Genomic DNA, 26661 nt, shown 5'->3' on the forward strand with positions numbered 1-26661 from the left:
CATAGCACGCTACCTTTTCTTGTCGATCCTTTGTTGCTACAGCTGTTACTGTTCCATTTGCCGTGCCAAAAAACTGGCGGCTGTTTCCACTGCTTTATGTTCCACTTCGCCAAGCTCTTTTTCTTTGGATAAAATAATGACAGCTCCGATCGGATCGCCGTTGGCCACAATCGGGCTAATCGTATACGACTTTAACTTTTCTGTAACTCCATCGACGAGTTCGGCTTCTCCCTCTTCCGTATGAAGTACGGAATTGCGCTCTTCCATCACCTTTTCCACTAATGAGCTGACATTTTTATTTAAATATTCTTTTTTCGACACACCCGCAACAGCGATGAAAACATCGCGGTCACAAATCAATACTGGCTGTCCTAAACTGTCAAATAGCGCTTCGGCATATTCTTTCGCAAAATCGCCTAATTCACTAATCGGCGAGTATTTTTTTAAAATGACTTCACCATCGCGGTCAACAAATATTTCGAGTGGATCTCCTTCACGAATGCGCAAGGTTCTTCGAATTTCTTTCGGTATGACAACCCTTCCTAAATCATCAATTCGACGAACTATACCCGTTGCTTTCATCTGCAGATACCCTCACTTTCATCTAGGATTTGAAGAATACTCCGATGAATCCTTGTTATGGGGAATTCACCATTGCTGTGATTAGTATCCTTCATAATCCAAGTTATATACGCGATGAAAGTGATTTTTTGAATTTTAGATAAAATTACCCATCCTACATTATCGCCAAGCTTTTTTAAACATAAACATTGTTTGATTTAAGCAATAATCGATTTTTCATCTTTGACACAGGAAAGCTCCTTTAAGGTTTCGTATAAAATCATCAGCCACTCTTGCGGCTTGAAATCTTTAATATATAACACAATTTTTAATTTAGCCCCTTCCATACCAAAGCCAAACAAGCGTCCGTATTGCCCGCCAATTTTGGACAGGCGCTGTATTTCGACATTTTTTGATGCATGTTCAGCAAATAAAATTTCTACTTGCTGCTTTTGCTGCTTAATGGATTCGACACCGATTTGTTTAGCGAACACTTTCACTTCCGCTACTTGGAACAAGTAAGCGACTTCATCTGGATAATCGCCGAAGCGGTCCTCCATTTCCTCACGCAGCGCTTCCACGTCTTCCATCGTTTCCACCGCTTTAAACCGCTTGTACATATCGATTTTTTGCAACCCATCGGAAATATACGTATCTGGAATGTACGCGTCGATTTCCAAATCGATCGTCACTTCCTGTTTTTCTTCTTCCCGTTTGATGCCTTTTCGTTTCTCGATGGCTTCTTTGAGCATTTGCGAATATAAATCAAATCCAACCGAATCGATAAATCCGTGTTGCTCCGCCCCTAATATATTGCCAGCACCGCGAATCGATAAGTCGCGCATTGCAATTTTAAACCCTGATCCGAGTTCGGTAAATTCTTTAATTGCCTGAAGCCGCTTCTCTGCCGCTTCATTGAGCACTTTATCTTTTCGGTATGTGAAATATGCGTACGCAACGCGGTTGGAGCGACCGACACGCCCGCGCAGCTGATACAATTGCGACAGCCCCATGCGATCAGCGTCGTAGACAATCAACGTATTGACGTTTGGAATATCCACGCCTGTTTCAATAATCGTCGTCGTCACCAGTACATCGTACTGCCCTTCTAAAAACGCCAACATCGTGGATTCCAACTCGTTTTCTGACATGCGCCCGTGCACATAGGTTACACGCGCTTCCGGCACAAGCTGTGAAATTTCTTCCGCCTTCCTATCAATATCTTCAATATGGTTGTACAAGAAAAACACTTGTCCGTCTCTAGCCAGCTCCCGTTCAATCGCTTCCTTTACGAGTTCAGGGGTATATTCCATCACATACGTTTGCACCGGAAAGCGATTTTCCGGCGGCGTTTCAATAATCGACAGGTCGCGCACTCCGATCATCGACATATGCAAAGTTCTTGGGATCGGCGTTGCCGTTAATGTCAGCACATCAATATTAGCCTTCATCTGCTTGATTTTTTCTTTATGGGTAACGCCAAATCGCTGCTCTTCGTCAATAATGAGAAGCCCTAAATCTTTAAACTGAACATCTTTGGATAATAGGCGGTGTGTGCCAATGACCATATCAATGGTTCCTTCTTTTAGCCCTTTAATCGTTTCCGCTTGCTGTTTTCTAGTGCGAAAGCGGTTTAACAGTCCGACGTTAATTGGAAACCCTTGAAATCGCTCGCGCACCGTTTCGTAATGCTGCTGTGCTAAAATTGTCGTCGGTACGAGAAATGCGACTTGTTTGCCGTCCATAATCGCTTTAAACGCGGCCCGCAGCGCTACTTCCGTCTTTCCGTAGCCAACGTCACCGCAAAGAAGGCGATCCATCGGCTTATCGCTTTCCATATCGCGCTTGATTTCTTCAATCGAACGAAGCTGATCTTCCGTTTCCTGGTACGGAAACGCCGCTTCAAATTCCCGCTGCATTTCTGTATCCGGGGAAAACGCGTATCCTTTGCTTGCTTCCCGTTCAGCGTACAGCTTAATTAAATCTTCAGCGATATCTTGGACGGACGACTCGACTTTCTTTTTCACCTTTTTCCATTCGGAGCCGCCTAATTTGTAAATCTTCGGCTCTTTCCCTTCAGAGCCTACGTATTTTTGCACTTGATCAATTTGATCGACCGGCACATATAACGTATCGCTGCCTTGGTATTGAATATGGATATAATCTTTATGCACACCGTTAATCTCTAATGTTTCGATTCCTAAATATTTACCAATACCGTGGTTGACATGGACAACGTAATCGCCAACTTGCAGTTCCGAGTAACTTTTAATCCGCTCCGCATTCGATAATTTTGGACGGCGAATCAGTCTTTTTGCCCGTTTTTTAAACAATTCTTCTTCCGTAATCACGGCAAGCTTTTGCATCGGCAGCTCAAACCCTGTATTTAAGTCGCCTTCGATCATCTGATATTTGCCGTGCATCAGCACCGCGTCCTTGCTTAACGGGGCAACATCGATTTCATAGTCTTCCAAAACGGATTGCAGCTTTTTCATCCGCTCTGCGTTCGGCGCCAAAAAAACTACCGCATAGTTGGCTTTTTTCCATCTTTCTAGCTCGGATTTCAGCAACGACATTTGCCCGTGGAAATTCTGCATTTGTTTGCAGGAAATATTGACAATATTTTCTGGATGGGTATGCGGGACATGTCGTAAAAATAAAGACAAATAAATCCGCTGTTTGCGATGTTTTTGCAACAATTCCGAAAATGAGTGAGAAATTGGCACATCATGGATTATTTTTCCATTACTAAGCAAGCTGGTGTACCATTCTGCCTCTTCTTTATCTAAGCTTTCAGCCGCCTCTTGCAATCTGCTCATCTCATCCATCAGCAATATGCCATTTTCCGGAAGATAGTCTAGCAAACTAGCAGGCTCTTTGTAGAAGAGCGCCATATATTTATATTGTTGTTCAATTTCTTGTCCTTGTTTTAATTGCTCAAGTTCTGCTGATACATGTTCTAGCAATAATTGTTTGGCCTTCTCATCTTTTAATTTGTTGAGACTTTCCGCTAACCCTGCTTCGATTCGTTCGATTCCCCGCTCTAACGCCTCTCCATAAACAATCATTTCATCAGCAGGTCCGATGGTTACTTGTTGTACTTCATCACGGGAACGCTGATCATCCGCGGTGAATGTACGTATCGATTCAATTTCCGTATCAAACAGCTCAATCCGATACGGAAATTCAGTAGTTAACGGATAAATATCAATAATACCGCCGCGAATGCTAAATTCCCCAGGGGCCGATACTGTCGCTACACGTTTATATCCCATTTGTACGAACTGTTGTTTATAATGGTCAATATCGATATCTTGGCCAACCGTGAATGTGAATAAATGATCCCTCCATAACGATGCGGGAGGAAGCAAACGACGCAATCCAGCAACTGGACAAATAACGATGCCTTGTTGCCGTTTCGCCCAATAATTCATCACTTCTAAACGCTGTGCCTTTAACTCCGGACTGGCGATCGCCATTTCAGCGGCAATAACCTCATTGACCGGATATAAAAACACCTCTTCGGTTCCGAGCAATTGAACAAGGTCGTCATACATTTTTTGCGCGTGAAACAAATTATGGGTAACGAGTAGAATCGGTCTATTCGTTTCCTTGTATAATGCCGAAACAAAAACAGACCGGGCCGACCCGGATAACCCGGCAACGAGCTGTTCTTTCAATCCCACTTTTACGCCTTCGATAATGGAACGAACATCTTGATTTTCAGCTAAATAGCGATGCAACGAAAGCACCCCTATTCTCCCTCCTCTCAATATCATTGTATTTCTCTATTGCTATATTTGTATACAAACCGATCGTTTTGTTCCATATATGACTATATATGGATATATTTATAAGAAAAAATACAAAAATGCTTTGGTTGCCCAAAGCCCCGTTAATGGATAAACTTCTCATACTGATGTAACTCTGGATTTCTTGTCAATGCCTCTTGGCAATCTTCGCAAATTGTTTTTACATGAATATCACCGTTCGGCTGATACGAAATCATCTCCAAACGTTCTTCCTCTGTCAAATGATGAAACCCTAATTGTTCACTATATATGGAAACTTGATCAATCGTCCCTACTTTCGTTCCACAATGCCGACAATAATAATGCAATGCCATTGCCAACAAACCTCCTAAAGGGCGCGTATTCATACTTTCATTTTGCACCGATTAGGAGGAAAATATTCATTTGTTAAATTCATTCATCACTTGCAGAAACGGCGTCGTCACCGCTTTTTCACACGCATCAGCCGAACGTAAAATCGCTTCCATTACCGTGTCACTTTCTTCTTTCGCAAAACGGCCTAACACATAATCGGTTACCTTTTGCCCGTTTGCCGGGCGCCCAATACCGATGCGAATCCGTTTAAATTCTTGGGTGCCTAAATGATAAATCAGTGATTTAATGCCATTATGTCCGCCGGCGCTTCCTTTCATGCGCAAGCGAATTTTCCCAGGTGGAAGGTCAAGGTCATCGTATACGACAATGACATCATCGACATCAATACCATAGTAATCCATTAACGGTCGAACACATTCCCCTGATAAATTCATATATGTCAACGGTTTGCATAATGCTACTTTTTCTCCAGAAATAATGGCAGATGCCATCATACCGCGAAACTTGGTTGTTTGAAAAGAAATATTCCATCGTTTTGCCAGTTCATCCATGACCATAAAGCCAACGTTATGCCTCGTTTGTTCGTATTCTTTTCCTGGATTCCCAAGGCCAACAAATAACTTCAATACTCGGTCTCCTCTCTTTGCGATGATACTACAAAAGACGTAACCGAAAACGGTTACGTCCTAAATTTACGACTCTGGAGTCGTTTCTCTTCCCTCTTCTGCATCAGGATGACCAGGTTCTTGCTGTTCACCGCTATGGATTTCCTCTTCTTGTTGCGGAGGCAAGATGGTCGCAATCACTTCAGAAGGCTCGTGATTAATTTCATATTTTCCGTCTGTTTTTACATCTCCTACCGTAATCACATCGCCTACTTGAAGGTGCGAGATGTCAATATCAATCGACGACGGAATATTCGCCGGCAATACGCGAATCGATAATTGATGCAGATTTTGCTGCAATACGCCGCCGTCTTTTACTCCGGCAGCTTCGCCGATCAAGCGCACATCGACATCAATATCTACTTCTGTCGACATATCTACTGCTTGGAAATCAACATGAAGAATATTGCCGCGCAGCGGATCTCTTTGGATCTCGCGCATCAGGACGGAATAATCTTTTCCGCCTATTTTCAGCGTCATTAAGCTATGGCGTCCACCTTCACGAATCGTTTTTTCCAGTTCTGCACCACTGACAAAAATCATTTTATTATCAACATTTTTCCCATACAATATTCCAGGAATGTTTCCTTGTAAACGAATGCGTCGAAGTGTGGAATGTTTTTTGTCTGTGCGTTCTTTTGCTTCTAGTACTATAGCCATGTTTCCTCACCTTCCTGAATTAGAATTAGAATCTATTGATACTTTATCCTAAAACAAGAAGGTCTAAACATGTTTTTCCATTAATCAAACAATACGCTGACAGACTTCATTTCATATACGCGTGTAATGGCCTCCGCAATCAGCGGTGCAACTGACAGCTCTACAATTTTATCAATTTTCTTTTCTTCTGGCAACGCAATTGTATTGGTAACAACCAGTTCTTTAATTTGTGAATTTTGAATGCGTTCAATTGCCGGACCGGACAGCACCGGATGCGTACAGCACGCGTACACTTCTTTCGCTCCGCTTGCGACCAAGGCGTTGGCGGCCAATGTAATCGTTCCGGCCGTATCAATAATATCATCAATTAAAATAGCAGTTTTCCCTGCTACTTGTCCAACGATATTCATGACTTCCGCCACATTTGGCTTTGGTCGGCGCTTATCAATGATGGCAATCGGCGCTTTTAAACGGTCGGCAAGTTTTCTTGCCCGTGTCACACCGCCGTGGTCTGGAGAAACAACGACGATATCATCGAGATTTTTGCCTTTAAAATAGTCAGCTAAAATCGGAACTCCCATCAAGTGGTCGATTGGAATATCAAAAAATCCTTGAATTTGCGGCGCGTGCAAATCAAGCGTAATGACGCGCGAAGCCCCTGCTGTTTCCAAAAGATTGGCTACCAGCTTCGCCGTGATCGGTTCACGGGAGCGCGCTTTTCGGTCTTGACGGGCATACCCGTAATACGGCATCACAATATTAATCGTTCGTGCCGAGGCGCGTTTTAATGCATCGATCATAATTAATAATTCCATTAAATGCTCATTGACCGGGACGCTTGTCGATTGAAGAACGAAAACATCATCACCCCGGATGCTTTCCTCAATGTTAATTTGAATTTCCCCATCGCTGAAACGGGAGACAGAACATTTGCCTAATTCAATTTCCATAATTTCCGCAATTTCTTCTGCCAACTTCATGTTTGAATTTAACGCAAATAATTTTAGGTTGTGATAACACTCAGACATTGATAGACCTCCACTAAGAATTTTTCTTGATCGACAGACGGTCGACGTAGTTTTCTTTATTTACTTGCCGCGCACGGGCAATCGATAATGCATTTCCAGGAACATCCTCGGTAATGGTGGAGCCAGCGGCAACATAAGCACCTTTTCCAATCGTCACAGGAGCAATTAAATTGGCATTACAACCAATAAACGCCCCATCTTCAATTTTTGTCATATATTTATTTTTTCCATCATAGTTTACGGTAATGGATCCGCAGCCAAGATTGACGTTGGCGCCGACTTCCGCATCACCGATATAGCTTAAATGCGACGCTTTGCTTCCTTTGCCAAACGTCGATTTTTTCACCTCGACAAAATTTCCGATGCGGACCTCATCATCGATTTTCGACAATGGACGAATATGAGCAAACGGTCCAATCGTGACATCGCTCCCAATTTCGCTGTCATGGGCAACGGAATGACGAATCGTTGTGCCATTTCCAATCAAACAATCTTTGATTTCCGAGTTTGGTCCAATCGTACAGTCTTCACCGATTACTGTTTTTCCTTCAATGACCGTTCCTGGATAAATCACAGTGTCACGGCCGATTTGCGCCTCAACCGATATATACGTATGAGCAGGATCAATAATCGTTACCCCGTTCATCATATGCTTGCGACAAATCCGCTCGCGCATAATTCTTTCTGCTTCGGCGAGGGCAACGCGGTCGTTTACCCCAATCGTCTCTTCAAAAGATGGAGCTTTGTACGCGGAAATGATACTGCCATTTGATTTTAAAATTTCAATGACATCTGTTAAATAATATTCACCTTGTACATTATTGTTTGATACATGTGTAAGCGCTTCAAATAAAGACTTGTTATCAAAGCAATATGTCCCTGTGTTAATTTCTTTGATGGCGCGTTCTTGTTCGCTTGCATCTTTATGTTCGACAATTTTTTCAACATTTCCATGGGAATCGCGAACAATGCGACCATATCCGGCAGGGTTATCTGCGATTGCTGTCAAAATCGTTGCTTTTGCCTTTGTCGCAAGATGATGATGAAGCAAAGCTTGCATCGTTTCAGCAGTAATTAACGGTGTATCACCGCATACAACGAGCGTTACTCCATCTTTTCCCCGTAAATAAGGGGATGCTTGCATCACTGCGTGCGCCGTTCCTAATTGCTCTTGCTGAAGGGCATATTCGCTTTGGTCGCCAAGCTGCTGTTTTACTTGTTCCGCCCCAAAACCGACAATGGTAATAAGCTTTTCTATTCCCAGCTGTGAAACTTGGTCCACTACATGCTGAACCATTGGCTTGCCGCAAACAGGGTGCAATACTTTATATTGTTTCGATTTCATTCTGGTTCCCTGTCCAGCCGCCAATATGACCGCATATCGTTTTACCATATATAAGGCCTCCAATTTTACCTTTTTATCCATAATTGAATATATCTCAATTAATAGTGTATTTCAAGGAATCATTGATTTTTCTAGAATAAGGCAAAAAAAAGAGCCTGTCCATTTGGCACAGGCCCTTTCTCGTATTTTTATGAAGCACCAGCTTCTTCAAGTTCCTCTTCCAACTTACCTAAGCGATGATACTCAGCTAATATTGCCTCTTGAATTTTTCCGCGCGTGGCTGAGTTAATCGGATGTGCAATGTCGCGAAATTCTCCATCTGGAGTACGCTTGCTTGGCATTGCGACAAACAATCCGTTATTGCCATCAATGACGCGGATATCATGGACAACGAATTCGTTATCCAGTGTGATCGAGGCAATCGCTTTCATACGTCCTTCGGTATTTACGCGGCGTAATCTTACGTCAGTAACTTCCATTATGCTCACCACCTTTTCCCTATATCAGACTTGATTATTTTTATTCCACGTATTTTCTCTATTTCCTTCTTTTTTTTGAAAATTTTTTATAAATAAAAATACCTAGTTCTCGACTTTTTAGGGAAAAGGCAGGCGATGGAAACTTATTGAATCAACGCGACTACTTCAATTTCGACCAGCGCGTCTTTCGGCAGTCTCGCCACTTCCACGCACGAGCGCGCCGGTTTATGATTTGTGAAATATTGACTATATACTTCATTCATTGCCGCAAAATCATCCATGTTTTTCAAAAACACCGTCGTTTTGACTACTGTATCAAGCGATGCACCAGCCGCTTCCAAAACGGCTTTTAAGTTTTGAAATACTTGATGCGTTTGTGCTTTTATGTCGCCTTGTACCATCTCTCCTTCGGGAGTGAGCGGAATTTGCCCCGAGCTGTAAAACATGTTATTGACGATAATTCCTTGTGAATACGGACCGATCGCCTGCGGCGCTTTATTCGTTTCTACTTTTCTCATTCTGTTTGCTCTCCTTTCTCGTTTATCTATTCCATAAACTGCGTGTAATTTCCTGCTTTTACGGTAATTTGTTTTTCTTTGACATCCACCGATGACAGTCTCACAAGCGAAATATATTCGTCTACGAGCCGTTCTTTCGTTTCTTCCGATTCGACAAGAACACCGATACCGGAAAGTTTGGCGTTAAACTCATTTAGCAAATTTACCATTCCGTTTACCGTGCCGCCCGCTTTCATAAAATCGTCGATAATTAATACATTGGCTCCTTCCGCCAAGCTCCGCTTCGCCAGCACCATCGTTTGAATGCGCTTTGAAGAACCGGAAACGTAGTTAATGCTGACCATCGATCCTTCCGTTACTTTATTGTCATGGCGGACAATAACGACCGGAACATACAAAAAGTGGGCGACCGCATAAGCGAGCGGAATTCCTTTTGTCGCAATGGTCATGACGACATCGACCGGCCGGTCGGCAAAAATGGACGCGTAGAGCCTGCCGATTTTGTTCATAATACGAGGGTCACCGAGAATATCGGTCATGTATAGGTATCCACCGGGCAACAACCGATCCGGACGCGATAGCTGCTCGCATAAATATGTCACAATTTCTTCCGCTTCCTGCTTCGACATTTTTGGAATATATTGTACGCCGCCAGCAGCCCCCGGCAATGTTTTAATCGTTCCGATCCCTTGCTGTTCAAACGTTTGTTTAATAATGGCTAAATCTTCGCTAATCGATGACTTGGCCGATTCATAACGCTCCGCAAAAAACGTAAGCGGAATAAGTTGATGTGGCCGTTCAAGAAGATAATGGGTCATATCCACTAAACGGCCGCTGCGCCTTAACTTCATAGCGGACCTCCCAAAACCGAATATTATAAAGTAAATATACCAAAAATGTACGTGTTTAATCAAGTGAATGACGTTCGCCTAATAAACGAACAGCAAATACTTGTTCACAAAAACCGCGAAGCCCATTGTAAATGCGCTGCATTCTTGAATCATGCTGGACGAGCCCGAATACCGTCGGCCCACTGCCGCTCATTAATACTGCATCTGCTCCAAACCGTCTCATTTGTTCTTTAATATGCGCTACTTCCGGATGCATTTTCAATGTTACTTCTTCTAATACGTTCCCGACTAATTGGCAAATGGCAAAATAATCTTGGCGTTCAATTGCCTCGACCATGGCATCGACATCCGGATGCACTACTTCCTTCACCTTTAAATTCCGATACACTTCCGCGGTAGAAACGCCAATGGACGGTTTTGCCAACACAACCCAGCATGGAGGTGGTGAAGGGATGGGGGTAATTTTTTCACCGCGCCCGGTGGCAATCGCCGTTCCGCCGTAAACGCAAAACGATACGTCAGAACCGATTTGCGCTCCTAATTCTGCTAATTCATCAAGGGTAAGACCTAAATTCCAAAGCTTATTTAATCCCCGCAATGTTGCGGCGGCATCGCTGCTTCCTCCCGCCAGACCCGCCGCTACCGGGATATGTTTGGTAATAGAGATCGCCACACCTTGTTTAATGGAAAAGGTCTCCTTTAATAACTTTGCCGCTTGATATGCCAAATTGCGGTGGTCATCTGGAACAAACCGATTTTGTGAAATAATCTGTATTGCATCATCGGCACGCGGAATTAATTCAATCCGATCTGCCAAATCAATCGTTGTCATGACCATTTTCACTTCGTGATACCCATCCGGCCGCTTATGTAACACGTCTAAAGACAAGTTAATTTTTGCTGGTGCCTTCACTAATAGCCTCAAACGTTCCACCTACTTTAACGACTTCCAACTTTCTTCATAAACCCATTTTATCATAATAACACAAATCATGAATGTTGCTAAATAAAGAAAAGTATATTTCATCCACCCATGTCAAACAATATAATAAACGGCATCAAATAAAAGCCGAAGCGGTCGCGCTTCGGCTGTCGCGGCATTTTTATCTTCCAACATTGCAAACAATGGAGTTACTCCATCTTTCCGGCAAGCTGTCGCTCTGCTTTTTCAATCGCCAATTTTACCATATTTCCCGCGTCTTTGGCGCGGATCGCTCCCCATCCTTCTCGTTGCACAACATCATAAAAGCCTAATTCTTTTGCTAATTCTTCTTTAAAGCGCTGCGACATAATTCCACGGCGACGACCCAATGTCAACAACCCCCTCTTATCTACCGCGACAGTTTTAGTATGAAAAAAAATAAACGTCTTTATGTTGACCTATTTATGACAAAACAAAAAGCAGCAAACAAAATTGTCTACTGCCCGCCAGCTTTATCATCATCTAAAAATGTCAATTTTACCGCTTCCGTCAACACGTCCGCGTAACTAAACGATACTCGTTCAAACGCGTTCTCTTTTTGGTCGAGTTCAATTACAAATACCGATGGATACGTTTCTGCTAATATTCCACAGCGTTCAATCGTCTTTCTTCGCCCTCCGTTTGCCCGCAATGTCAAACGTCTGCCGATATTAGAATCCAATGTTTTTTTAATATCGGATAAAGTTTTTGGCATTCACTATCCACCTCACTGCTTTTAATTGTAACAAAAATTCTTTTCAAAGTCAAAAATAAAGATTATATCAATGCATTTTCATTACTGTCAATGCATATTTTTCTACAAAATTCTTCTTTTATGTATATTATGGCGCTTTTATGTAAAAATATGTATCGATTAAAAATAAAAAACCGCCTTTTCATCATGGCGGTTCTAATCACCTGTATCATGAATTAAACGGAAGGGCATTCCCGTACGCAGCACTCCCTTGGTTTCCACCCCTCCAAGTCCTTTTTCTCCGGTTAATGTATTGCGAAGCACATCCCAAACATTGACGGTCTCCATAAAAGGAGTGAAACTAATCCGCGAAACAATATAGACGGGATCGAGCGCATGAATGTTTACTCGTGCCGGGGAGCTGGCAAAGTTGGCACCGGCGCGGATCAGTGATTCAAAGTGGGACTGGCACGCCCCCGCGAAAATAACAAGCTGGTCAAGATGAGGAACCTTTTTGCGCGCTTCCTTTACCGTCTGCACAAAATGTTTCGAATGGCGGTAAGCCTTCAAATCATTTACTTTTCCTTTTGATTTCGAATAGGAATCATGGCCGGTAATGACTAAAATATCCGGGCGAAACTGTTCAATCAGTACACCAACTTTTTCCGGCATTTCGCTTTCCTCACAATACACTCCGTATACCGGCACACCAATCCGTTCGTATAAATCCAAACATTTTCGTAAATATAAAGGGTCACCGTCCAAATGAAGGACGCGCCCCGGGATTTGAAAAAAATCCTTTTCCGTTTGATATCCTCCTGTTGCCCGATATTCAATTTTTTGCTTCATTGCATGGTAATCTTGGCGAAACAGTTTATATGACTGTTCAATCAGCTCAATTTCCTTTTTCTTCCTTTCCTGCTGTTCCCGTTCGTCGATGATGACTAAATCGCTGCATGGAGCATCAGCAATCAGTCTCACATCTTCGCCATATAAAATGGCTTCCCTTTCGTCCCCTTTTTCTTTTATATCGATTACGCGAAACAATAAATCACATTTATATGATTTTCTAGCCACAATATCGCCGATCTTAATGTCCATCACCCATCACTCCATTATGAAATGAATGCCTACTAATAAGTACCATATGCATATTCGGACAATAGGTGATAGACATTATTTCATTTCCTGCTGCACGCCAGCTCAAAAATGCATTTAAAGTTTCAATAGGTTGTGTAATACATTGCTTAGTGCGGCGAACTCCTCCATCGTCAACGTTTCCCCGCGACGGCGCGGATCAATGCTCGCGTTAGCTAAGGAGATTTCGATTTGCTCTTTCATCGCCCTTCCGTTTGGCAAATTGTTGACTAAATTGTTTAAAATCGTTTTTCGGCGCTGTGCAAAGCTAGCCCGCACCACTTGAAAGAAAAATGCCTCATCGTTTACCGCTACGGGCGGCTGTTTTCTCTTTATTAATCGAATCACGGCGGAATCGACGTTCGGCTGCGGAATAAACACGGTCCGCGGCACCGTCATGACGACCGCTGCTTCTGTATAATACTGGACTGCAATGGACAATGAGCCATAATCTTTCGTCCCTGGCTTGGCAGCTAGACGGTCGGCTACTTCCTTTTGCAGCATCACCACCATGCCGCGAATCGGCAGGCGGTCGGTCAACAGCTTCATAATAATCGGCGTGGTGACATAGTACGGCAAATTAGCTACCACCATAATATCGGCTACATCTGTAAATTCGTCCGCAATCACTTGATGAATATCTGCTTTTAACACGTCCTGATGAATAATTCGCACATTTCCATACGGAGACAGCGTATCGGCCAAAATCGGCAATAATCGCTGGTCTATTTCAAAGGCGACCACTTTTTTTGCCCGACGCGCCAATTGTTCTGTTAATGCCCCAATTCCTGGACCGATTTCAATCGCTCCTGTTTCAGAGGAAATTTCTGCAGCGTCGACAATTTTCCGTAAAATATTGGTATCAATTAAAAAGTTTTGTCCTAAACTTTTTTTAAAGGAAAACCCGTATTGATCCAAAATTTCCTTTGTACGCCTTGGTGTGGCAATATCTTTATGCATCATTTGTTTCCTCCCGCATCACCTGCTCTAAAGCTGCATAAAACGTTCCCTTGGAGATTTGAAACATTTTCAGCCGCTTATAAAGCTGTTTTCCGTTCGCATAGCCGATTTTTAGCCTTTCCCCCAATCGCTGCCGCCGCTTTTTCGCCAGCTCTCCTCCGATTAAGCCGGCAGCGACAAGTTCGTCAAACGTGATCTCTTCCTTCCACTCGGTTGTTTCTTCATATACGTTTGCTAGCGCTTGGCGAATATCTTCCACAGACGCATGTTCAACGCCAATTCCTTTTCCGTCTTTCGCGATGGCCGCTTTCCTTGGCAAAAAAGCATGTTTGCAGCCAGGAACATGCTGGGTAATCGTTTTACGAATTTTTTCCCCCGGAAAATCCGGATCCGTAAAAATAATGACTCCCCGTTTTTCTTTTGCCAACTTAATGCGTTCGATAATTTCTTCGCTGATCGCCGAACCGTTTGTTTCAATCGTATCCGCATCAACAGCGCGCCGAACCGCCGCTGTATCGTCTTTTCCCTCGACAACAATAATTTCCTTAATTCTCATCACCAATGTGCAGAAATCATTTCCTCATTCCGCAATGGGAATAAGTCTTTTTTCCTATTTCTGCAATGCCTCCTTTCCGGTAAAATAATGCTTGGATAGTTTTTCTGCTGCTCATGAAACGGTATAATATTTATTTTTTGTAAAATCAGTGAAACTTTTTTTCGATTTTCTCCGTCTAAATAGGTGAAATATCTTCTTTCATTATAACGAAAAAGCAGAGGGTGAAAAACCCTCCGCCTGCTTTCCCTTTATTGCAGAACCTTTATTTTTACGCGTTTTCTACCCCAATGAATTGCATCGGATTGTTTAGGCAAAAACACATCAATTTCATAACCGTGAATACCTGAACCTGTATCTGCAGCAATAGCATATCCATACCCTTCTACGTATACTTTTGATCCGAGCGGGATAATATTTGGATCAACGGCAATAACTTTTGCAGAAGGGTTTCTACGCAAATTAATTCCCATTCTCGTTGTTCCCGAACAGCCTTCGCAATATGCGGTATAGGCGGTAGCGGTCACATAGAACTCTTTCGCCGCAGCACTATGTTGACCGCGTGATGTCGGGCGGTTTTGCACCTTGACAGATCGTCTTTCAGCCACTGCAGGCCGTCTTTCAATCACTTTTGTACCAATAGCCACAATGCGGGTTTCGCTTTTTTTAATCGTCTTTGTGGCAATTAATTTACGCGATACTTCTTTTCCGTTTTCCAATACTATTTCATACGTTTTGGCAACAAGCCCTTTTTCTCCAGGTTGGATAACCCGTCGTTCTCCTTTTGGCAATGTGGCGTCTTGTTTCGTGACGACTGCAAATCCCACTGGTCCTTCCACTACATCGGTGACTTTTTTAACTTTTATCACGTTAATGGTCATATTTTCTTTTATATTTTCGTGCAGAGACGGCTCTACTCGATCCAGTTTGTCTAATTGTACCCCTTGTTGTTTCAAAAAGTCAGCGACAGTAGTCGAAGTTGCCCACACTTGTTGCTGTTTACCACCGACATTTAATCGGACTGGAAATGCCTTCTCCACGTTCACTTCCATTCCTTTTTTAATTTTTGTATTTAATGCTGGGGCAATTTTGTCGTACTTTCCGATTTTAATATGTTGCGAGTTTAATAGCTCGGCAACGTCCTTTGCAGTCGTCCATATTTCTTGTTCTTTCCCATCTATTGTCAAAGTGACTTTCTTGCTCGCTTCCCAAACGATGTTTAAATCGTCTGTAATTGGCGTATCTAACGATGGATAGACGTAATCTTCTTTCCTTGGCTTAATATTTTGCTCCTCTAATACTTCTTTTACCGTTTTTGCATGAGTACGGATCTCTTGTTTTTTTCCGTTTGCCGTTAGTGTCACATCATCTTTGGCTATTTCGTACCCGGCAAATCCTGTTGTCGCTGAAAAAGCTATAAAACTACTAGCAGTAACAGTGAAGTTTTTCCTCAATGAATCGGAAATTCTCTTCATATTGGGCAACATAATGTAAAACGCCTCCTTCTTTCGCTTATTTCCCCTCTCCCTCTAACATGTACGCATAAACACACTCTATTATGCAGAAAATTCGGTTAAAAGGGAAGGAAGACTTGTCGACATGTTTATCATATGTAACGTCCTAAATTTGTAGAACTTTTTTTATTCGATCATGTTTAGACAAGTCTCCTTATCATTTGACAAATGTTTTTAGCGATAAATGCCGAATAATTTTTTCGCATTCTCCATCGTCGCTTTTGCTACTTCCTCAAAGGAAATACCTTTAATCTCGGCGATCGCTTCCGCTACGTATTTGACGTAGCTCGGTTCATTTCGCTTTCCACGGAAAGGGTGAGGCGTTAAATACGGACAGTCTGTTTCAATCAATAAATGCTCAAGCGGAATTTGCGCCGCTACTTCCTTCGGCTTTTTCGCATTTTTAAACGTTACCGGTCCGCCAAGCGAAATAAAAAAGTTCATATCAATGCATTGTTTCGCCACTTCTACACTTCCGCTAAAACAATGCATAATTCCGCCCACTTCGGCAGCGTTTTCCTCTTTTAAAATTTGTAAAATATCCGCTGTTGCCTCGCGGTTATGAATAATAATCGGCAATTTTACTTTTTTCGCCAAAGCGATCTGTCGCCGAAATACGTCATGTTGTATTTCCTTTGGTGATTTATCCCAATAGTAGTCCAAACCCATTTCTCCTAAGGCCACTACTTTTGGATGAGCTGCTAATTCTTCGATCATCTGTAAATCATCATCCGTCATATCGACCGCATCTACAGGGTGCCAGCCAACCGCAGCATAAATAAAATCATATTGCTCCGCTAGCTCGATCGCCCGTGCAATCGTAGGGCGATCAAAACCGACGACGACAATATGAGAAACTCCTTCGTTAAGAGCACGGTCAATTACTTCTTGCAAATCCTCGTTATATTGAACCGCATTTAAATGCGCATGGGTGTCAAAGAGCATAACAGTAAACCCCTTTTCTACCTTGTTGTTAAGTGTAACATAGAAATCCATTACATATATCACAGGCTGTTAACATTTTTATTACAAAATGACAACAAAGAGGTGTCGTGTACCGATGAACACCACACCTCTTATGTTTACCATTATTTTATTTTTGTCCCATTCGGAACATTTTTATCAACGGTAGCAACAGACAGCACTCCGTTTTCTTCCCCGGCAAGAATCATACCTTGGGACAATTCGCCGCGCAATTTTACTGGTTTTAAATTCGTTACACAGATGACTTTTTTACCAACCAGTTCTTCTGGTTTGTAAAATTGCGCAATTCCCGAGACGACTTGACGTTTTTCATCGCCAAGGTCAAGCTGCAGCTTTAGCAGCTTATCGGCGTTTTTCACCGGCTCCGCGTGCACCACTTCGGCAACGCGCAAATCGACTTTTGCAAAATCGTCGATCGTGATCTCTTCCGCTTTTGGTGCTTGCTGTTCCTCTTTCTGCTTTGCCGGCGCGCCGCCTTGCATATGCGCTTTAATATATTCCACTTCTTTTTCAATGTCTAACCGTGGAAATAGCGGTTCACCTTTTGTTACTTTCGTGCCTTCTTTGATGAGGCCGAACCCGTATAAGCTGTCCCATTGTTTTAATGGTTCATCAACAATGCCAAGCTGCTTAAAAATTTTTTCCGGCGTACGCGTTAAAAACGGCTGCAACAAAATAGCCACATGGCGAAGCGATTCCGCTAAATGGGCCATTACCGACGCCAGCTGTTCTTTTTTGCTTTCATCTTTTGCGAGCACCCAAGGCTGCGTTTCATCAATATATTTGTTAGTCCGGTTAATCAGTTGCCATACAGATGCAAGCGCCACCGAGAATTCCATTTTTTCCATCGCTTCTTCATATTGCTTCACTACTTCTTTTGCCGTTTCAACAAGATCGTTGTCAAATGCTGTTTTCGCGCCGCGATATGGTGGAATAATGCCATCAAAATATTTTTCCACCATCGCTACCGTGCGATGTAACAAGTTGCCTAAGTCGTTTGCTAAGTCATAATTAATGCGTTCGACAAACCCTTCTGGAGTAAACACGCCGTCAGAACCAAATGGAACTTCACGAAGTAAATAGTAACGAAGCGCGTCTAACCCATAGCGGTCAATTAATGTAACAGGATCCACGACGTTTCCTTTCGATTTCGACATTTTGCCGTCTTTCATTAACAGCCAACCGTGCGCGAACACTTTTTTCGGCAGCGGCAAATCGAGCGCCATTAACATAATTGGCCAATAAATCGTATGGAAGCGGACGATTTCTTTTCCGACTAAATGGACATCTGCCGGCCAGTATTTGCGAAACTTCTCATCGTTATCAGTGCCGTACCCTAACGCCGTAATATAGTTCGTAAGCGCGTCAATCCATACATAAATAACGTGCTTCGGATCGCCCGGAACTTTAATGCCCCAGTCAAACGTTGTACGAGAAACCGCCAAATCCTCAAGCCCTGGTTTAATAAAGTTGTTAATCATTTCATTTTTGCGAGACTCCGGCTGGATGAACTCCGGATTTTCTTCATAGTATTGCAAAAGGCGATCGACATATTTGCTCATTCTAAAGAAATACGATTCTTCTTTTACTTTCTCTACTGGACGACCGCAGTCCGGGCAGTTTCCATCAACGAGCTGCCGTTCAGTATAAAATGATTCGCATGGTGTACAATACCATCCTTCGTATTCACCTAAATAAATATCACCTTGTTCGACAAGACGCGCAAAAATTTTTTCTACTACTTTTTTATGGCGTTCTTGTGTCGTACGGATGAAGTCATCATAAGAAATATCGAGCTTTTTCCACAATTCTTGAATGCCTTCGACAATTTCGTCGACATATTGTTGCGGTGTTACTCCTTTTTCTTCCGCTTTGCGCTGAATTTTTTGCCCATGCTCGTCCGTTCCGGTTAAATACATGACATCATAACCGCGCAGGCGTTTATAGCGTGCCATCGCGTCCCCCGCTACGGTCGTATAGGCGTGGCCAATATGCAAGTTTCCGCTCGGATAATAAATCGGGGTCGTAAGATAAAACGTCTTTTTCTCCATCTTCATACCTCCCTATTCTGTTAGAACAAAAGCCCCCGCCCGACGGACGAGAGCGATGTTACTTCTATTTTACATAATTTTTTCATTCTACAAAAACATCTATTTCTCCTGTGGAAAAAAAATATACATCAGGCATATAAAATTACGTCATATTTCGATCAAAACGGGCGAATTAATTATAGGAGGATAAGTATAAATAGAATAGCGATTATACTGCCTAGCAGACGGGCCATGCGACTTGGCGTTTTTTCATAAGACAAAAATGGAATGCCAATGGTGTACGGCTATCTTTTTCAAAATAATAATATACATTTTTTTAAAATTTTACATATAAAAGGATTGACGTATAATGGAAACGCTGATATGATTAGGATGTAGGAAATTTGTCGAATATTGACGAATAAATCCTAGTGAAATAAAAAACTATTTTTATAGAGAGGGGAAGCGTTCCATGAAATCAACAGGCATTGTCCGTAAAGTTGACGAGTTAGGCCGTGTCGTAATTCCGATTGAATTACGTCGTACGTTAGATATTGCTGAAAAAGACGCATTGGAAATCTATGTAGACGACGACCGCATCATTTTGAAAAAATATAAGCCAAATATGACATGTGTCGTCACTGGCGAAGTTTCTGATGACAATTTCAAATTAGCCGGCGGTAAAATTATTTTAAGCCGTGAAGGTGCGGAAATTCTTTTAAAAGAAATCCAAGAACATCTGCAACAATCGGCTACCAATAACGATAAATAAAAGAGTTTCTCTAGCTTCTGAGAAACTCCTTTTTTTTACTCGTTATGATACTTCTGATAGACATCGCGTTTCGACATATTTCGATCTTTTGCTGTCTGTTTAATCGCCTCTTTTGTCGAAAGTCGTTTTTCCTTTATATAATATTCTACATGCTCTACTAATGTCAGCGAATGCCACCATGTTTCTTTCTCTTCATTCACTTCCTGTGCTCCTTCAATAATCAAACAAAATTCCCCGCGGATTTCATTCGTTTCCGCCCATTCCACCGCCTCGCTCAAATTGCCGCGAATGAACTCTTCAAACCGTTTCGTCAGCTCACGACAGATGACGGCGCGGCGCTCGCCAAACACTTCATACATCATAGCCAGTGTTTCTTTTAGGCGATGGGGGGCTTCATAAAAAACCATCGTTTCGCGAACCGTTTTTAATGATTCCAACTGCCGTTTCTTTTCTTTCTTCGTTCGCTCGAGAAAGCCGAAAAAATAAAAGTGATCGGTCGGCAGCCCCGACGCAACCAGCGCAGTTAAGGCTGCGTTGGCGCCGGGAAGCGGAACGACGGTGCATCGCTCTTTGAGTGCAGACACAATCAGTTCATGTCCCGGGTCGGAAATTCCCGGCATTCCCGCATCGCTGACAAGCGCTACCGATTTTCCTTCTTTCAGCCGCTCAATAATTTGCGGTCCGCTCGTGTATTTATTATGTTCATGGTAACTCATCACTGGTGTGTGAATGTCAAAATAATTGAGCAGCTTTTTCGTTTGCCGCGTATCTTCCGCCGCGATCATATCCACTTCTTTCAAAACCCGCACCGCCCGAAACGTCATATCTTCGAGATTGCCGATTGGTGTTGGGACAATGTACAATGTTCCCTTATCTTTATGCTCTGTAAAGCTTTTTTGCTGCCAAAGCATGTTCTTCTGCTCCTTTATGATGGGATAATACCGTATAATATTTGCTTCACTTCATCGGTATATTCATTATTGTCATTATACACCACCAGTGGCGGCAACACTTTCAAATCCGGATTCCCATCTTTGATTCCTTCTACCAAAATCGTATTGGCCTCTTTTCCCATTTTCGGATAGACAAAGCGCAGCCGTTTCGGCTCTAACCGGTACTCACGCATCAAGGTGATCAAATCAAGGAGACGTCCTGGGCGGTGCACAAACGCTGCTTTCCCGCCTTGCTTTAACAGCTGGCTGCTTACGCGAATCACATCTTCAAGCGTACAATAAATTTCGTGACGGGCGACGGCCAAATGAATATTTTTGTTCATTTCCTCCTTGCTGACTGTCGGAAAGTAAGGAGGATTGCACGTCACCACGTCATATTTGCTATATCCTAACTGTTTAGGCGCTTCTTTAATATCGCCTTGAATAATTTCTATCTGTTTTTCCAAGCCATTATATTGCACACTCCTCTTTGCCATATCGCAAAGCCGTTCCTGAATTTCAATGCCGATAATTTTTCCTTTTGTTCTCCTGCTTAACAATAGCGGAATAACACCGTTTCCCGTACATAAATCGACAATGTTTCCCTTTTGAATCGGCATATAGGCGAACTTGGCCAGCAGCACCGCATCGAGCGAAAAGGAAAACACCGACGGGCTTTGAATAATGCGGATCTCTTCGTTTAAAAGATAATCCAGCCTCTCATCTTCATATAATTCGACCATCATCCATCCTCCCTACGTTCAAAAAAATAACCTCTCCGAAAATGGAAAGGCTACAACCTATACTTATTTTTTGTTTAAAAAGGATAAGCAAAACAGACAATCTCCTTCCTTTCGGACGCTTCCATAATGGACATGACAAATATGAAACCCTTCCTGGTAAAGACGCGCTAAATTATCATACCCTTCGCCGATATCAATCAGTTTGCGCTCATGGCCATGCCTATGACCTTTGCGCTTTTCCTCCGTCCATTCATTAGCCATTTGCTCAAGCCGCCGGCGCAAATGCGCATTTTCAATTTGTAAATGGTGATTTTCCTCAAGTAGTTGCGATACATACTCCTTTAATTGCACAAGCTGGCGGTATAAATGGCTAAGTTGTTCTTCCATGCTTGTTACAGATTGAAAAATCTCTTTCTTATCCACATTGCCCACCCCAATTAATCTGCGGCTCGAATTGGCAGAGTTCCGTCTTTCATCAATTCATCAAGCGTATATTCCACGACTCGTCCATGTTCGGACAGCTCTACTTGTAATACCCGTTCCAAAATATTTAATCCTATCACTTTGCCAAGACCGTGCGGAGTTTCCACAAATTCGCCTAAATCAGGGAGCTGTTCTTTTGCTGTTTCATACTCCTCATTTTCGTATTTCAAACAGCACATCAAGCGGCCGCAAAGACCAGAAATTTTGGTCGGATTGAGCGATAAATTTTGATCCTTTGCCATTTTAATGGAGACGGGATCAAAATCGCCTAAAAACGTGGAACAGCACAGCATTCTTCCGCACGGACCGATTCCGCCCAGCATTTTTGCTTCATCGCGCACGCCAATTTGCCGTAGCTCGATGCGCGTGCGGAAAATAGCTGCTAAATCCTTTACAAGCTCGCGGAAATCCACACGCCCGTCTGCGGTAAAATAGAAAATCACTTTATTGCGGTCAAATGTATATTCCACATCAACTAGCTTCATTTCCAATCCGTGCTCTTCCACTTTTTTCAGACAAATATCATACGCTTCGCGCGCCGCTTTTTTATTTTCTTCGACAATCCATTTATCTTTCGCATCGGCGATGCGGATCACTTTTTTCAGCGGCAGCACAATATCGTTTTCATCGACTTGCTTGTTGCTGATCACTACTTTTCCATATTCAATCCCGCGCACGGTTTCTACAATAACAAACTCTCCGGCAGGAATAATTAACTCCCCAGGGTCAAAATAATAAATCTTTCCTGCTTTTTTAAAACGAACGCCAACTACATTATACAAACGCTTTTCCCTCCTTTAAATCAAGGATGAGTTGCTCCATTAAAAGCGGTACGCTCATATTCGTTGTATTTAAACGTGCTTTCGCCTGTAAAATGATTTCCATGCTTTGGATGATCTGCCGCTGAGAGCAAGCGAGCGCCCATTGCTGCAAATCGTCGATCTTATCCCGATACACAACATAATCCGGTTGCCCTGATTGTATATGCAACATATCTTTATATATATATAAAAGCAAATCCAGCCCTAAATCAATTTGCTGCTTTTCCTGAAAGTGCGGAACCCATTGATCATGAAGGAAAAAAAGAGCCTGCAAATCGTTTTTCTTTAACATTTCATATAATTGTAACACTATTTTTCGCGCTTGCGCAAACCAACTATCTCGGCTTAATTCAAGTGCTTCTTCATAATTGTTTGTCACATGGGCAGCAAGAAAAGCCATATGAGGCGGAATTTGCTGCTCTATTAAATCATTGGCAAGCAAAGCAGGCGGCAGTGGTTGAAACGAAAAAACTTGACAGCGGGAAACAATTGTTTCCAATATGCGATGGTATTGCTCTGTCAGCAAAATCGCCACCGTTCCCGGACGGGGTTCTTCTAAAAATTTCAGCAAGCTGTTCGCTGCACTCGTGGTCATTTGATCAGCGTGTTCAATAATATATAGTTTTCTATCGGCCTCCATTGCCGTTTTCGTAAATTCCTGCTGCAGCAGTTCAATTTGTTCTTTTTTAATCGATTGTCCATCCGGCGCAATAACATGAACATCCGGATGGTTTCCCGAATCGATGCGGCGGCAGTTTCGGCATTCATTACAAGGTTTTATTTCCAACGGATGCAAGCAAAACAAACTTTTCGCCAGCAAAAGGCTTGCCGCTTTTTTCCCGGTTCCGCGCTGCCCTTCAAATAAGTAAGCATGGGAAACTCTTCCTTTTTCAAGACTTTTGGTGAGCATCTTTACTACGACAGGCTGGTATTGCTCAAGCTGTTCCCACTGCATCGTCATCGTCATCACTCGCTTATTTCCTTTATCATTATTCTACCATGTCCTGTTCTTCCTATCATGTTTTGTTTCATGGAAATACCGTTGCTATCTTCCTTCTATTTGCTTCATTACCGCCGTTACGGTCATGGCAAATACTTCATCAACCGGCTTGGAAGCATCAATAGTAACAATCCGCTCAGAAAACCGTTCGGCCAGCTTTAAATATCCTTCCCGTACCTTATAATGAAAGGACAAGCTTTCCATATCGAGCCGGTTTATTTCTCGCTGCTTATTTTTTTGAATTCTCTCCAGCCCCATTTTCGGATCAATATCAAAATAAATGGTTAGTGATGGAAAATATCCATCAATCGCGAATTGATTGATTTGCAATACTTCGTCCACACCCAATCCTCTGGCAAACCCTTGATACACTAAAGAACTGTCAACAAACCGGTCGCACAACACAATGTTACCAGCCTCGACGGCTGGAATAATTTTTTCTAAAAGATGCTGCCTTCTCGCCGCAGCATAAAGCAGTGCTTCAGTACGTCCATCCATTTCTGTATGATCTGGATTTAGAATAATCGAGCGGATGGCCTCCGCAATGCGCACGCCCCCCGGTTCTCTTGTCGACAGTACGGCAAATCCTTTTTCCCGTAAAAATGTTTCTAGCTTCGCAATCATCGTCGTTTTTCCTGCGCCATCAGGTCCTTCGAACGAAAAAAAGCATCCTTTCATACGCTACATCTCCCTTATTTTATAAGATCATACACTTCTATTTGCTGAGTAGATAAATATCTTCCACCTTGAAAGCGTGCATGGCAACGTTTTAGCTGTTCGATTTGTTCGATATGTTCCTTGCAAATTCGTTCCCCTATCCATAACAGAGGCACCCCGGGCGGATAAGGTATAATCGTTTCCGCGGCAATATATCCTTCCGCTCTCTTTAAATCTACTACTTTTTTCGGCAACGTTTGCAATTCCTTATACGAGATCGCATCCGTAGATGGCAAAAACGAGAAAGAATGAAACGAATATAGCAACTGCTCACTATAACGCAAGCCGCGAAACGCCTGTTGTATTTTTTCCACCACTTGCTCCATCTGTTCAATCACAGCAAGCGGATAGATAAGCAAAACGTTAAACGGATCGGCTAGCTCGGCAAAAATTCCTTCGCGCTCTAGCAACTGCTGCAATTCATAGCCTGATAATTCGCTCCGTGTTTGCAGCGTAATTTTCAACAAATCGGTCTGTACAAGCGGCTGGTGCGAATGCACGATGGCAATTCCTTCAATCGTTGCTAAAGCATCTTTAAACTCTCTGATTTGTTCAGCCACCTTTTTGACATCGTTTTTTGTCAAACAAGCGACATAGCTTCTCGCTAAATCCAGCGATGCCATAATCGGATAAGATGGGCTGCTCGATTGAAATACTTGCAAAAAATATTTCAGTTTTTCTTTATCGACCAATGAACTATTGAAATGTAAATACGAACCCATTGTCATAGCCGGCAGCGTTTTATGAGCTGACTGAACAACTACATCCGCTCCGCACGCGACCGCTGTTTTCGGAAAAGGCTGGCCGAGAATAAAATGGGCGCCGTGCGCTTCATCGACAAGTACGGGAATGCCGTAGCGATGCGCGAGATGAACTACTTCTGTAAGATCAACGGCCATGCCGTAATAATTAGGATTGGTTAATACTAGCGCCGCGGCATCTGGATGAAGTTCGAGCGCCTTTTTTATCGTGTCATAGGCCACATAAGAAGCAACACGAACGTCTTCATCAAATTCAGGAGAAAGAAAAACAGGAGTGGCCCCTGCTAACTGAAGCGCATGCATCACCGACTTATGGCAATTGCGCTGTACAATGACTTTCTTTTTTTCCCCACAAACAGCAAAAATCATCGCCAAGTTTCCAGTTGTAGAACCGTTCACAAGAAAAAATGTCTCTTCTACATTATACAGTTTTGCCGCTAGCAACTGTGCCTCGGCAATAACCGATTCCGGATGGTGTAAATCATCTAATCCGGTTAACTCCGTAGCATCCAGTTTTAATAATGGTTCGTAATCATTTCTTGCGTTTGCCGGAAATACAAAACCGTATTTATGACCTGGCACATGAAAGGAAAACGGATGGATGGCATCATGACGTTTTAGAGCGGTATATAAGGGGGTTTTCCCTTGATCCATGAACAACCCTCTTTTCTTTCCAAGGTCATTTTTCATTGCTGTGCATCAATAACAAAATATATATTAACATTAACGAACCGACTTGAATAGAAGCAGACAAAGCGAGATGATTTTCCAATTGATTCATAGCAAGCGGACACGGCGGCATAATAAAAACAGGCCCTATATCAATAGGACCTTATGAATATATTTCAGAAGATATAATTTTCTTTAATTGTTTTACGTAAAATCTATATTTCGGATCGGCTGTATCAGTCTGAACCATTGCTTTTTCACAGTCTAGACAAAGAAATCGGCCAAAAATGTGAATGCCTTCTTGTTTTGACTGCTCGCAAACGATACATACCTTTTCCATGTCATCTTTGCTAGTAATGGATGTCCCCACCTTCTCCACCTCCCACCCATTATTTTTCCCACATTAATAAGTTTCTATACTAATAGATCATTATTATGCATTTGGAAAATTATCACATGTCACATGATCGGAACCACCATATGTCTTTTCCAGATGTTTGAGTTTAATAGGGAAGAAAAATAAAAACAGCTGATTAAGCGTTACGCCTAATCAGCTGTTCCAACAACAATTGCCTAGCGACGACCTACTCTTGCAGGGGCGCTGGCCCCAACTACCATCGGCGCTGGAGAGCTTAACTTCCGTGTTCGGGATGGGAACGGGTGTTTCCTCTCCGCTATAGTCACTAGGCAAGTAAT

The 26661-nt window shown here is 42.7% G+C and carries 28 protein-coding genes and 1 rRNA gene; 1 reads left to right on the plus strand and 28 read right to left on the minus strand.

Features of this window, described 5'->3' with window-relative positions:
- Positions 1-45: 45 nt before the first annotated feature.
- The 19 genes from spoVT to metG form a co-directional block, all read right to left on the minus strand.
- Positions 46-582, minus strand: a complete 537-nt coding sequence (gene spoVT / locus HT574_RS18775) for a stage V sporulation protein T (RefSeq protein WP_175245736.1) — start codon at positions 580-582, stop codon at positions 46-48.
- Positions 583-779: 197 nt separating this feature from the next.
- The gene (gene mfd / locus HT574_RS18780; RefSeq protein WP_175245737.1) at positions 780-4313 is read right to left on the minus strand and encodes a transcription-repair coupling factor; all 3534 of its coding nucleotides are present in this window, start codon (positions 4311-4313) and stop codon (positions 780-782) included.
- 143 nt (positions 4314-4456) lie between these two features.
- Positions 4457-4687, minus strand: a complete 231-nt coding sequence (gene fin / locus HT574_RS18785; protein WP_017434478.1) for an anti-sigma-F factor Fin — start codon at positions 4685-4687, stop codon at positions 4457-4459.
- 66 nt (positions 4688-4753) lie between these two features.
- Positions 4754-5314, minus strand: a complete 561-nt coding sequence (gene pth / locus HT574_RS18790) for an aminoacyl-tRNA hydrolase (protein WP_175245738.1) — start codon at positions 5312-5314, stop codon at positions 4754-4756.
- Between the two features lie 66 nt (positions 5315-5380).
- On the minus strand, positions 5381-6013 hold the full coding sequence (locus tag HT574_RS18795; RefSeq protein ID WP_017434476.1) for a 50S ribosomal protein L25/general stress protein Ctc: 633 nt from the start codon (positions 6011-6013) through the stop codon (positions 5381-5383).
- An 80-nt stretch (positions 6014-6093) separates the two neighbouring features.
- Positions 6094-7041: a ribose-phosphate diphosphokinase gene (locus tag HT574_RS18800; protein ID WP_017434475.1), complete on the minus strand. Its 948-nt coding sequence runs from the start codon at positions 7039-7041 to the stop codon at positions 6094-6096.
- Between the two features lie 13 nt (positions 7042-7054).
- Positions 7055-8434, minus strand: a complete 1380-nt coding sequence (gene glmU, locus HT574_RS18805) for a bifunctional UDP-N-acetylglucosamine diphosphorylase/glucosamine-1-phosphate N-acetyltransferase GlmU (protein WP_175245739.1) — start codon at positions 8432-8434, stop codon at positions 7055-7057.
- Positions 8435-8574: 140 nt separating this feature from the next.
- Positions 8575-8865 (minus strand): septation regulator SpoVG, encoded by a 291-nt coding sequence (spoVG, locus tag HT574_RS18810; protein ID WP_003247437.1) that lies wholly within the window; start codon positions 8863-8865, stop codon positions 8575-8577.
- Positions 8866-9008: 143 nt separating this feature from the next.
- Positions 9009-9383 carry a RidA family protein gene (locus HT574_RS18815; protein WP_017434473.1) on the minus strand — a complete coding sequence of 125 codons (375 nt, stop codon included), beginning with the start codon at positions 9381-9383 and terminating at the stop codon, positions 9009-9011.
- 26 nt (positions 9384-9409) lie between these two features.
- The gene (purR, locus tag HT574_RS18820; RefSeq protein ID WP_017434472.1) at positions 9410-10234 is read right to left on the minus strand and encodes a pur operon repressor; all 825 of its coding nucleotides are present in this window, start codon (positions 10232-10234) and stop codon (positions 9410-9412) included.
- A 55-nt stretch (positions 10235-10289) separates the two neighbouring features.
- Entirely contained in the window at positions 10290-11159 is an 870-nt protein-coding gene (gene ispE / locus HT574_RS18825) for a 4-(cytidine 5'-diphospho)-2-C-methyl-D-erythritol kinase (protein ID WP_175245740.1), read from the minus strand.
- 206 nt (positions 11160-11365) lie between these two features.
- Complete coding sequence (locus HT574_RS18830) at positions 11366-11545, minus strand: small, acid-soluble spore protein, alpha/beta type (RefSeq protein WP_017434469.1); 180 nt, start codon at positions 11543-11545, stop codon at positions 11366-11368.
- 107 nt (positions 11546-11652) lie between these two features.
- Complete coding sequence (gene veg, locus HT574_RS18835; protein WP_175245741.1) at positions 11653-11910, minus strand: biofilm formation stimulator Veg; 258 nt, start codon at positions 11908-11910, stop codon at positions 11653-11655.
- Positions 11911-12105: 195 nt separating this feature from the next.
- Complete coding sequence (gene yabG, locus HT574_RS18840) at positions 12106-12990, minus strand: sporulation peptidase YabG (protein ID WP_017434467.1); 885 nt, start codon at positions 12988-12990, stop codon at positions 12106-12108.
- A 114-nt stretch (positions 12991-13104) separates the two neighbouring features.
- Complete coding sequence (rsmA, locus tag HT574_RS18845) at positions 13105-13986, minus strand: 16S rRNA (adenine(1518)-N(6)/adenine(1519)-N(6))-dimethyltransferase RsmA (RefSeq protein ID WP_175245748.1); 882 nt, start codon at positions 13984-13986, stop codon at positions 13105-13107.
- Positions 13979-14542: a ribonuclease M5 gene (gene rnmV, locus HT574_RS18850; protein ID WP_175245749.1), complete on the minus strand. Its 564-nt coding sequence runs from the start codon at positions 14540-14542 to the stop codon at positions 13979-13981. Before rnmV ends, rsmA begins: the two co-directional genes overlap by 8 nt.
- A 248-nt stretch (positions 14543-14790) precedes the next feature.
- A complete protein-coding gene (locus tag HT574_RS18855) occupies positions 14791-16026 on the minus strand; it encodes a G5 and 3D domain-containing protein (protein ID WP_175245742.1) in 1236 nt (411 codons plus the stop codon).
- Positions 16027-16227: 201 nt separating this feature from the next.
- Positions 16228-16998 (minus strand): TatD family hydrolase, encoded by a 771-nt coding sequence (locus tag HT574_RS18860; protein WP_175245743.1) that lies wholly within the window; start codon positions 16996-16998, stop codon positions 16228-16230.
- Positions 16999-17141: 143 nt separating this feature from the next.
- A complete protein-coding gene (gene metG, locus HT574_RS18865) occupies positions 17142-19088 on the minus strand; it encodes a methionine--tRNA ligase (protein WP_175245744.1) in 1947 nt (648 codons plus the stop codon).
- Positions 19089-19539: 451 nt separating this feature from the next.
- Here metG and HT574_RS18870 point away from each other — a divergent pair, with 451 nt between their 5' ends.
- A complete protein-coding gene (locus HT574_RS18870) occupies positions 19540-19839 on the plus strand; it encodes a transition state genes transcriptional regulator AbrB (RefSeq protein ID WP_017434461.1) in 300 nt (99 codons plus the stop codon).
- Between the two features lie 35 nt (positions 19840-19874).
- Here the strand turns inward: HT574_RS18870 and rsmI are convergent, their stop codons facing one another.
- The 9 genes from rsmI to rrf all read right to left on the minus strand — a co-directional run bounded on the left by rsmI (position 19875) and on the right by rrf (position 26653).
- Positions 19875-20750 (minus strand): 16S rRNA (cytidine(1402)-2'-O)-methyltransferase, encoded by an 876-nt coding sequence (rsmI, locus tag HT574_RS18875; protein WP_175245745.1) that lies wholly within the window; start codon positions 20748-20750, stop codon positions 19875-19877.
- 14 nt (positions 20751-20764) lie between these two features.
- Entirely contained in the window at positions 20765-21514 is a 750-nt protein-coding gene (locus tag HT574_RS18880) for a tRNA1(Val) (adenine(37)-N6)-methyltransferase (RefSeq protein ID WP_175245750.1), read from the minus strand.
- A 63-nt stretch (positions 21515-21577) separates the two neighbouring features.
- Entirely contained in the window at positions 21578-21937 is a 360-nt protein-coding gene (gene yabA / locus HT574_RS18885; protein WP_175245746.1) for a DNA replication initiation control protein YabA, read from the minus strand.
- Between the two features lie 14 nt (positions 21938-21951).
- Positions 21952-22779, minus strand: a complete 828-nt coding sequence (locus tag HT574_RS18890) for a PSP1 domain-containing protein (protein ID WP_017434457.1) — start codon at positions 22777-22779, stop codon at positions 21952-21954.
- Positions 22772-23779 (minus strand): DNA polymerase III subunit delta', encoded by a 1008-nt coding sequence (holB, locus tag HT574_RS18895; RefSeq protein ID WP_175245751.1) that lies wholly within the window; start codon positions 23777-23779, stop codon positions 22772-22774. Before holB ends, HT574_RS18890 begins: the two co-directional genes overlap by 8 nt.
- 84 nt (positions 23780-23863) lie before the next feature.
- Positions 23864-24496 (minus strand): dTMP kinase, encoded by a 633-nt coding sequence (gene tmk / locus HT574_RS18900; RefSeq protein WP_017434455.1) that lies wholly within the window; start codon positions 24494-24496, stop codon positions 23864-23866.
- A 14-nt stretch (positions 24497-24510) separates the two neighbouring features.
- Positions 24511-25950, minus strand: a complete 1440-nt coding sequence (locus HT574_RS18905) for an aminotransferase class I/II-fold pyridoxal phosphate-dependent enzyme (protein WP_017434454.1) — start codon at positions 25948-25950, stop codon at positions 24511-24513.
- A gap of 178 nt (positions 25951-26128) precedes the next feature.
- Positions 26129-26335, minus strand: coding sequence for a sigma factor G inhibitor Gin (locus HT574_RS18910; protein ID WP_017434453.1), 207 nt, complete (start codon positions 26333-26335; stop codon positions 26129-26131).
- Positions 26336-26536: 201 nt separating this feature from the next.
- Positions 26537-26653, minus strand: a 5S ribosomal RNA gene (gene rrf / locus HT574_RS18915).
- Positions 26654-26661 lie beyond the last annotated feature (8 nt).

Source organism: Parageobacillus sp. VR-IP (assembly GCF_013357975.1).
GTDB classification, from domain to species: Bacteria; Bacillota; Bacilli; order Bacillales; family Anoxybacillaceae; genus Saccharococcus; species Saccharococcus caldoxylosilyticus.

Coding starts and splice junctions, on each gene's coding strand:
- HT574_RS18860 (WP_175245743.1), bottom strand. CDS start 16,998: ATGCTCTTTGACACCCATGCGCATTTAAATGCGGTTCAATATAACGAG.
- fin (WP_017434478.1), bottom strand. CDS start 4,687: ATGGCATTGCATTATTATTGTCGGCATTGTGGAACGAAAGTAGGGACG.
- HT574_RS18880 (WP_175245750.1), bottom strand. CDS start 21,514: ATGGTCGAATTATATGAAGATGAGAGGCTGGATTATCTTTTAAACGAA.
- purR (WP_017434472.1), bottom strand. CDS start 10,234: ATGAAGTTAAGGCGCAGCGGCCGTTTAGTGGATATGACCCATTATCTT.
- tmk (WP_017434455.1), bottom strand. CDS start 24,496: ATGAAAGGATGCTTTTTTTCGTTCGAAGGACCTGATGGCGCAGGAAAA.
- glmU (WP_175245739.1), bottom strand. CDS start 8,434: ATGGTAAAACGATATGCGGTCATATTGGCGGCTGGACAGGGAACCAGA.
- HT574_RS18855 (WP_175245742.1), bottom strand. CDS start 16,026: ATGTTGCCCAATATGAAGAGAATTTCCGATTCATTGAGGAAAAACTTC.
- rnmV (WP_175245749.1), bottom strand. CDS start 14,542: ATGAGAATTAAGGAAATTATTGTTGTCGAGGGAAAAGACGATACAGCG.
- HT574_RS18800 (WP_017434475.1), bottom strand. CDS start 7,041: ATGTCTGAGTGTTATCACAACCTAAAATTATTTGCGTTAAATTCAAAC.
- HT574_RS18815 (WP_017434473.1), bottom strand. CDS start 9,383: ATGAGAAAAGTAGAAACGAATAAAGCGCCGCAGGCGATCGGTCCGTAT.
- spoVG (WP_003247437.1), bottom strand. CDS start 8,865: ATGGAAGTTACTGACGTAAGATTACGCCGCGTAAATACCGAAGGACGT.
- rsmI (WP_175245745.1), bottom strand. CDS start 20,750: ATGCTTTGGCAGCAAAAAAGCTTTACAGAGCATAAAGATAAGGGAACA.
- rsmA (WP_175245748.1), bottom strand. CDS start 13,986: ATGCATAAAGATATTGCCACACCAAGGCGTACAAAGGAAATTTTGGAT.
- HT574_RS18870 (WP_017434461.1), top strand. CDS start 19,540: ATGAAATCAACAGGCATTGTCCGTAAAGTTGACGAGTTAGGCCGTGTC.
- veg (WP_175245741.1), bottom strand. CDS start 11,910: ATGCCAAAAACTTTATCCGATATTAAAAAAACATTGGATTCTAATATC.
- yabG (WP_017434467.1), bottom strand. CDS start 12,990: ATGGACATTAAGATCGGCGATATTGTGGCTAGAAAATCATATAAATGT.
- holB (WP_175245751.1), bottom strand. CDS start 23,779: ATGACGATGCAGTGGGAACAGCTTGAGCAATACCAGCCTGTCGTAGTA.
- spoVT (WP_175245736.1), bottom strand. CDS start 582: ATGAAAGCAACGGGTATAGTTCGTCGAATTGATGATTTAGGAAGGGTT.
- metG (WP_175245744.1), bottom strand. CDS start 19,088: ATGGAGAAAAAGACGTTTTATCTTACGACCCCGATTTATTATCCGAGC.
- HT574_RS18795 (WP_017434476.1), bottom strand. CDS start 6,013: ATGGCTATAGTACTAGAAGCAAAAGAACGCACAGACAAAAAACATTCC.
- HT574_RS18905 (WP_017434454.1), bottom strand. CDS start 25,950: ATGGATCAAGGGAAAACCCCCTTATATACCGCTCTAAAACGTCATGAT.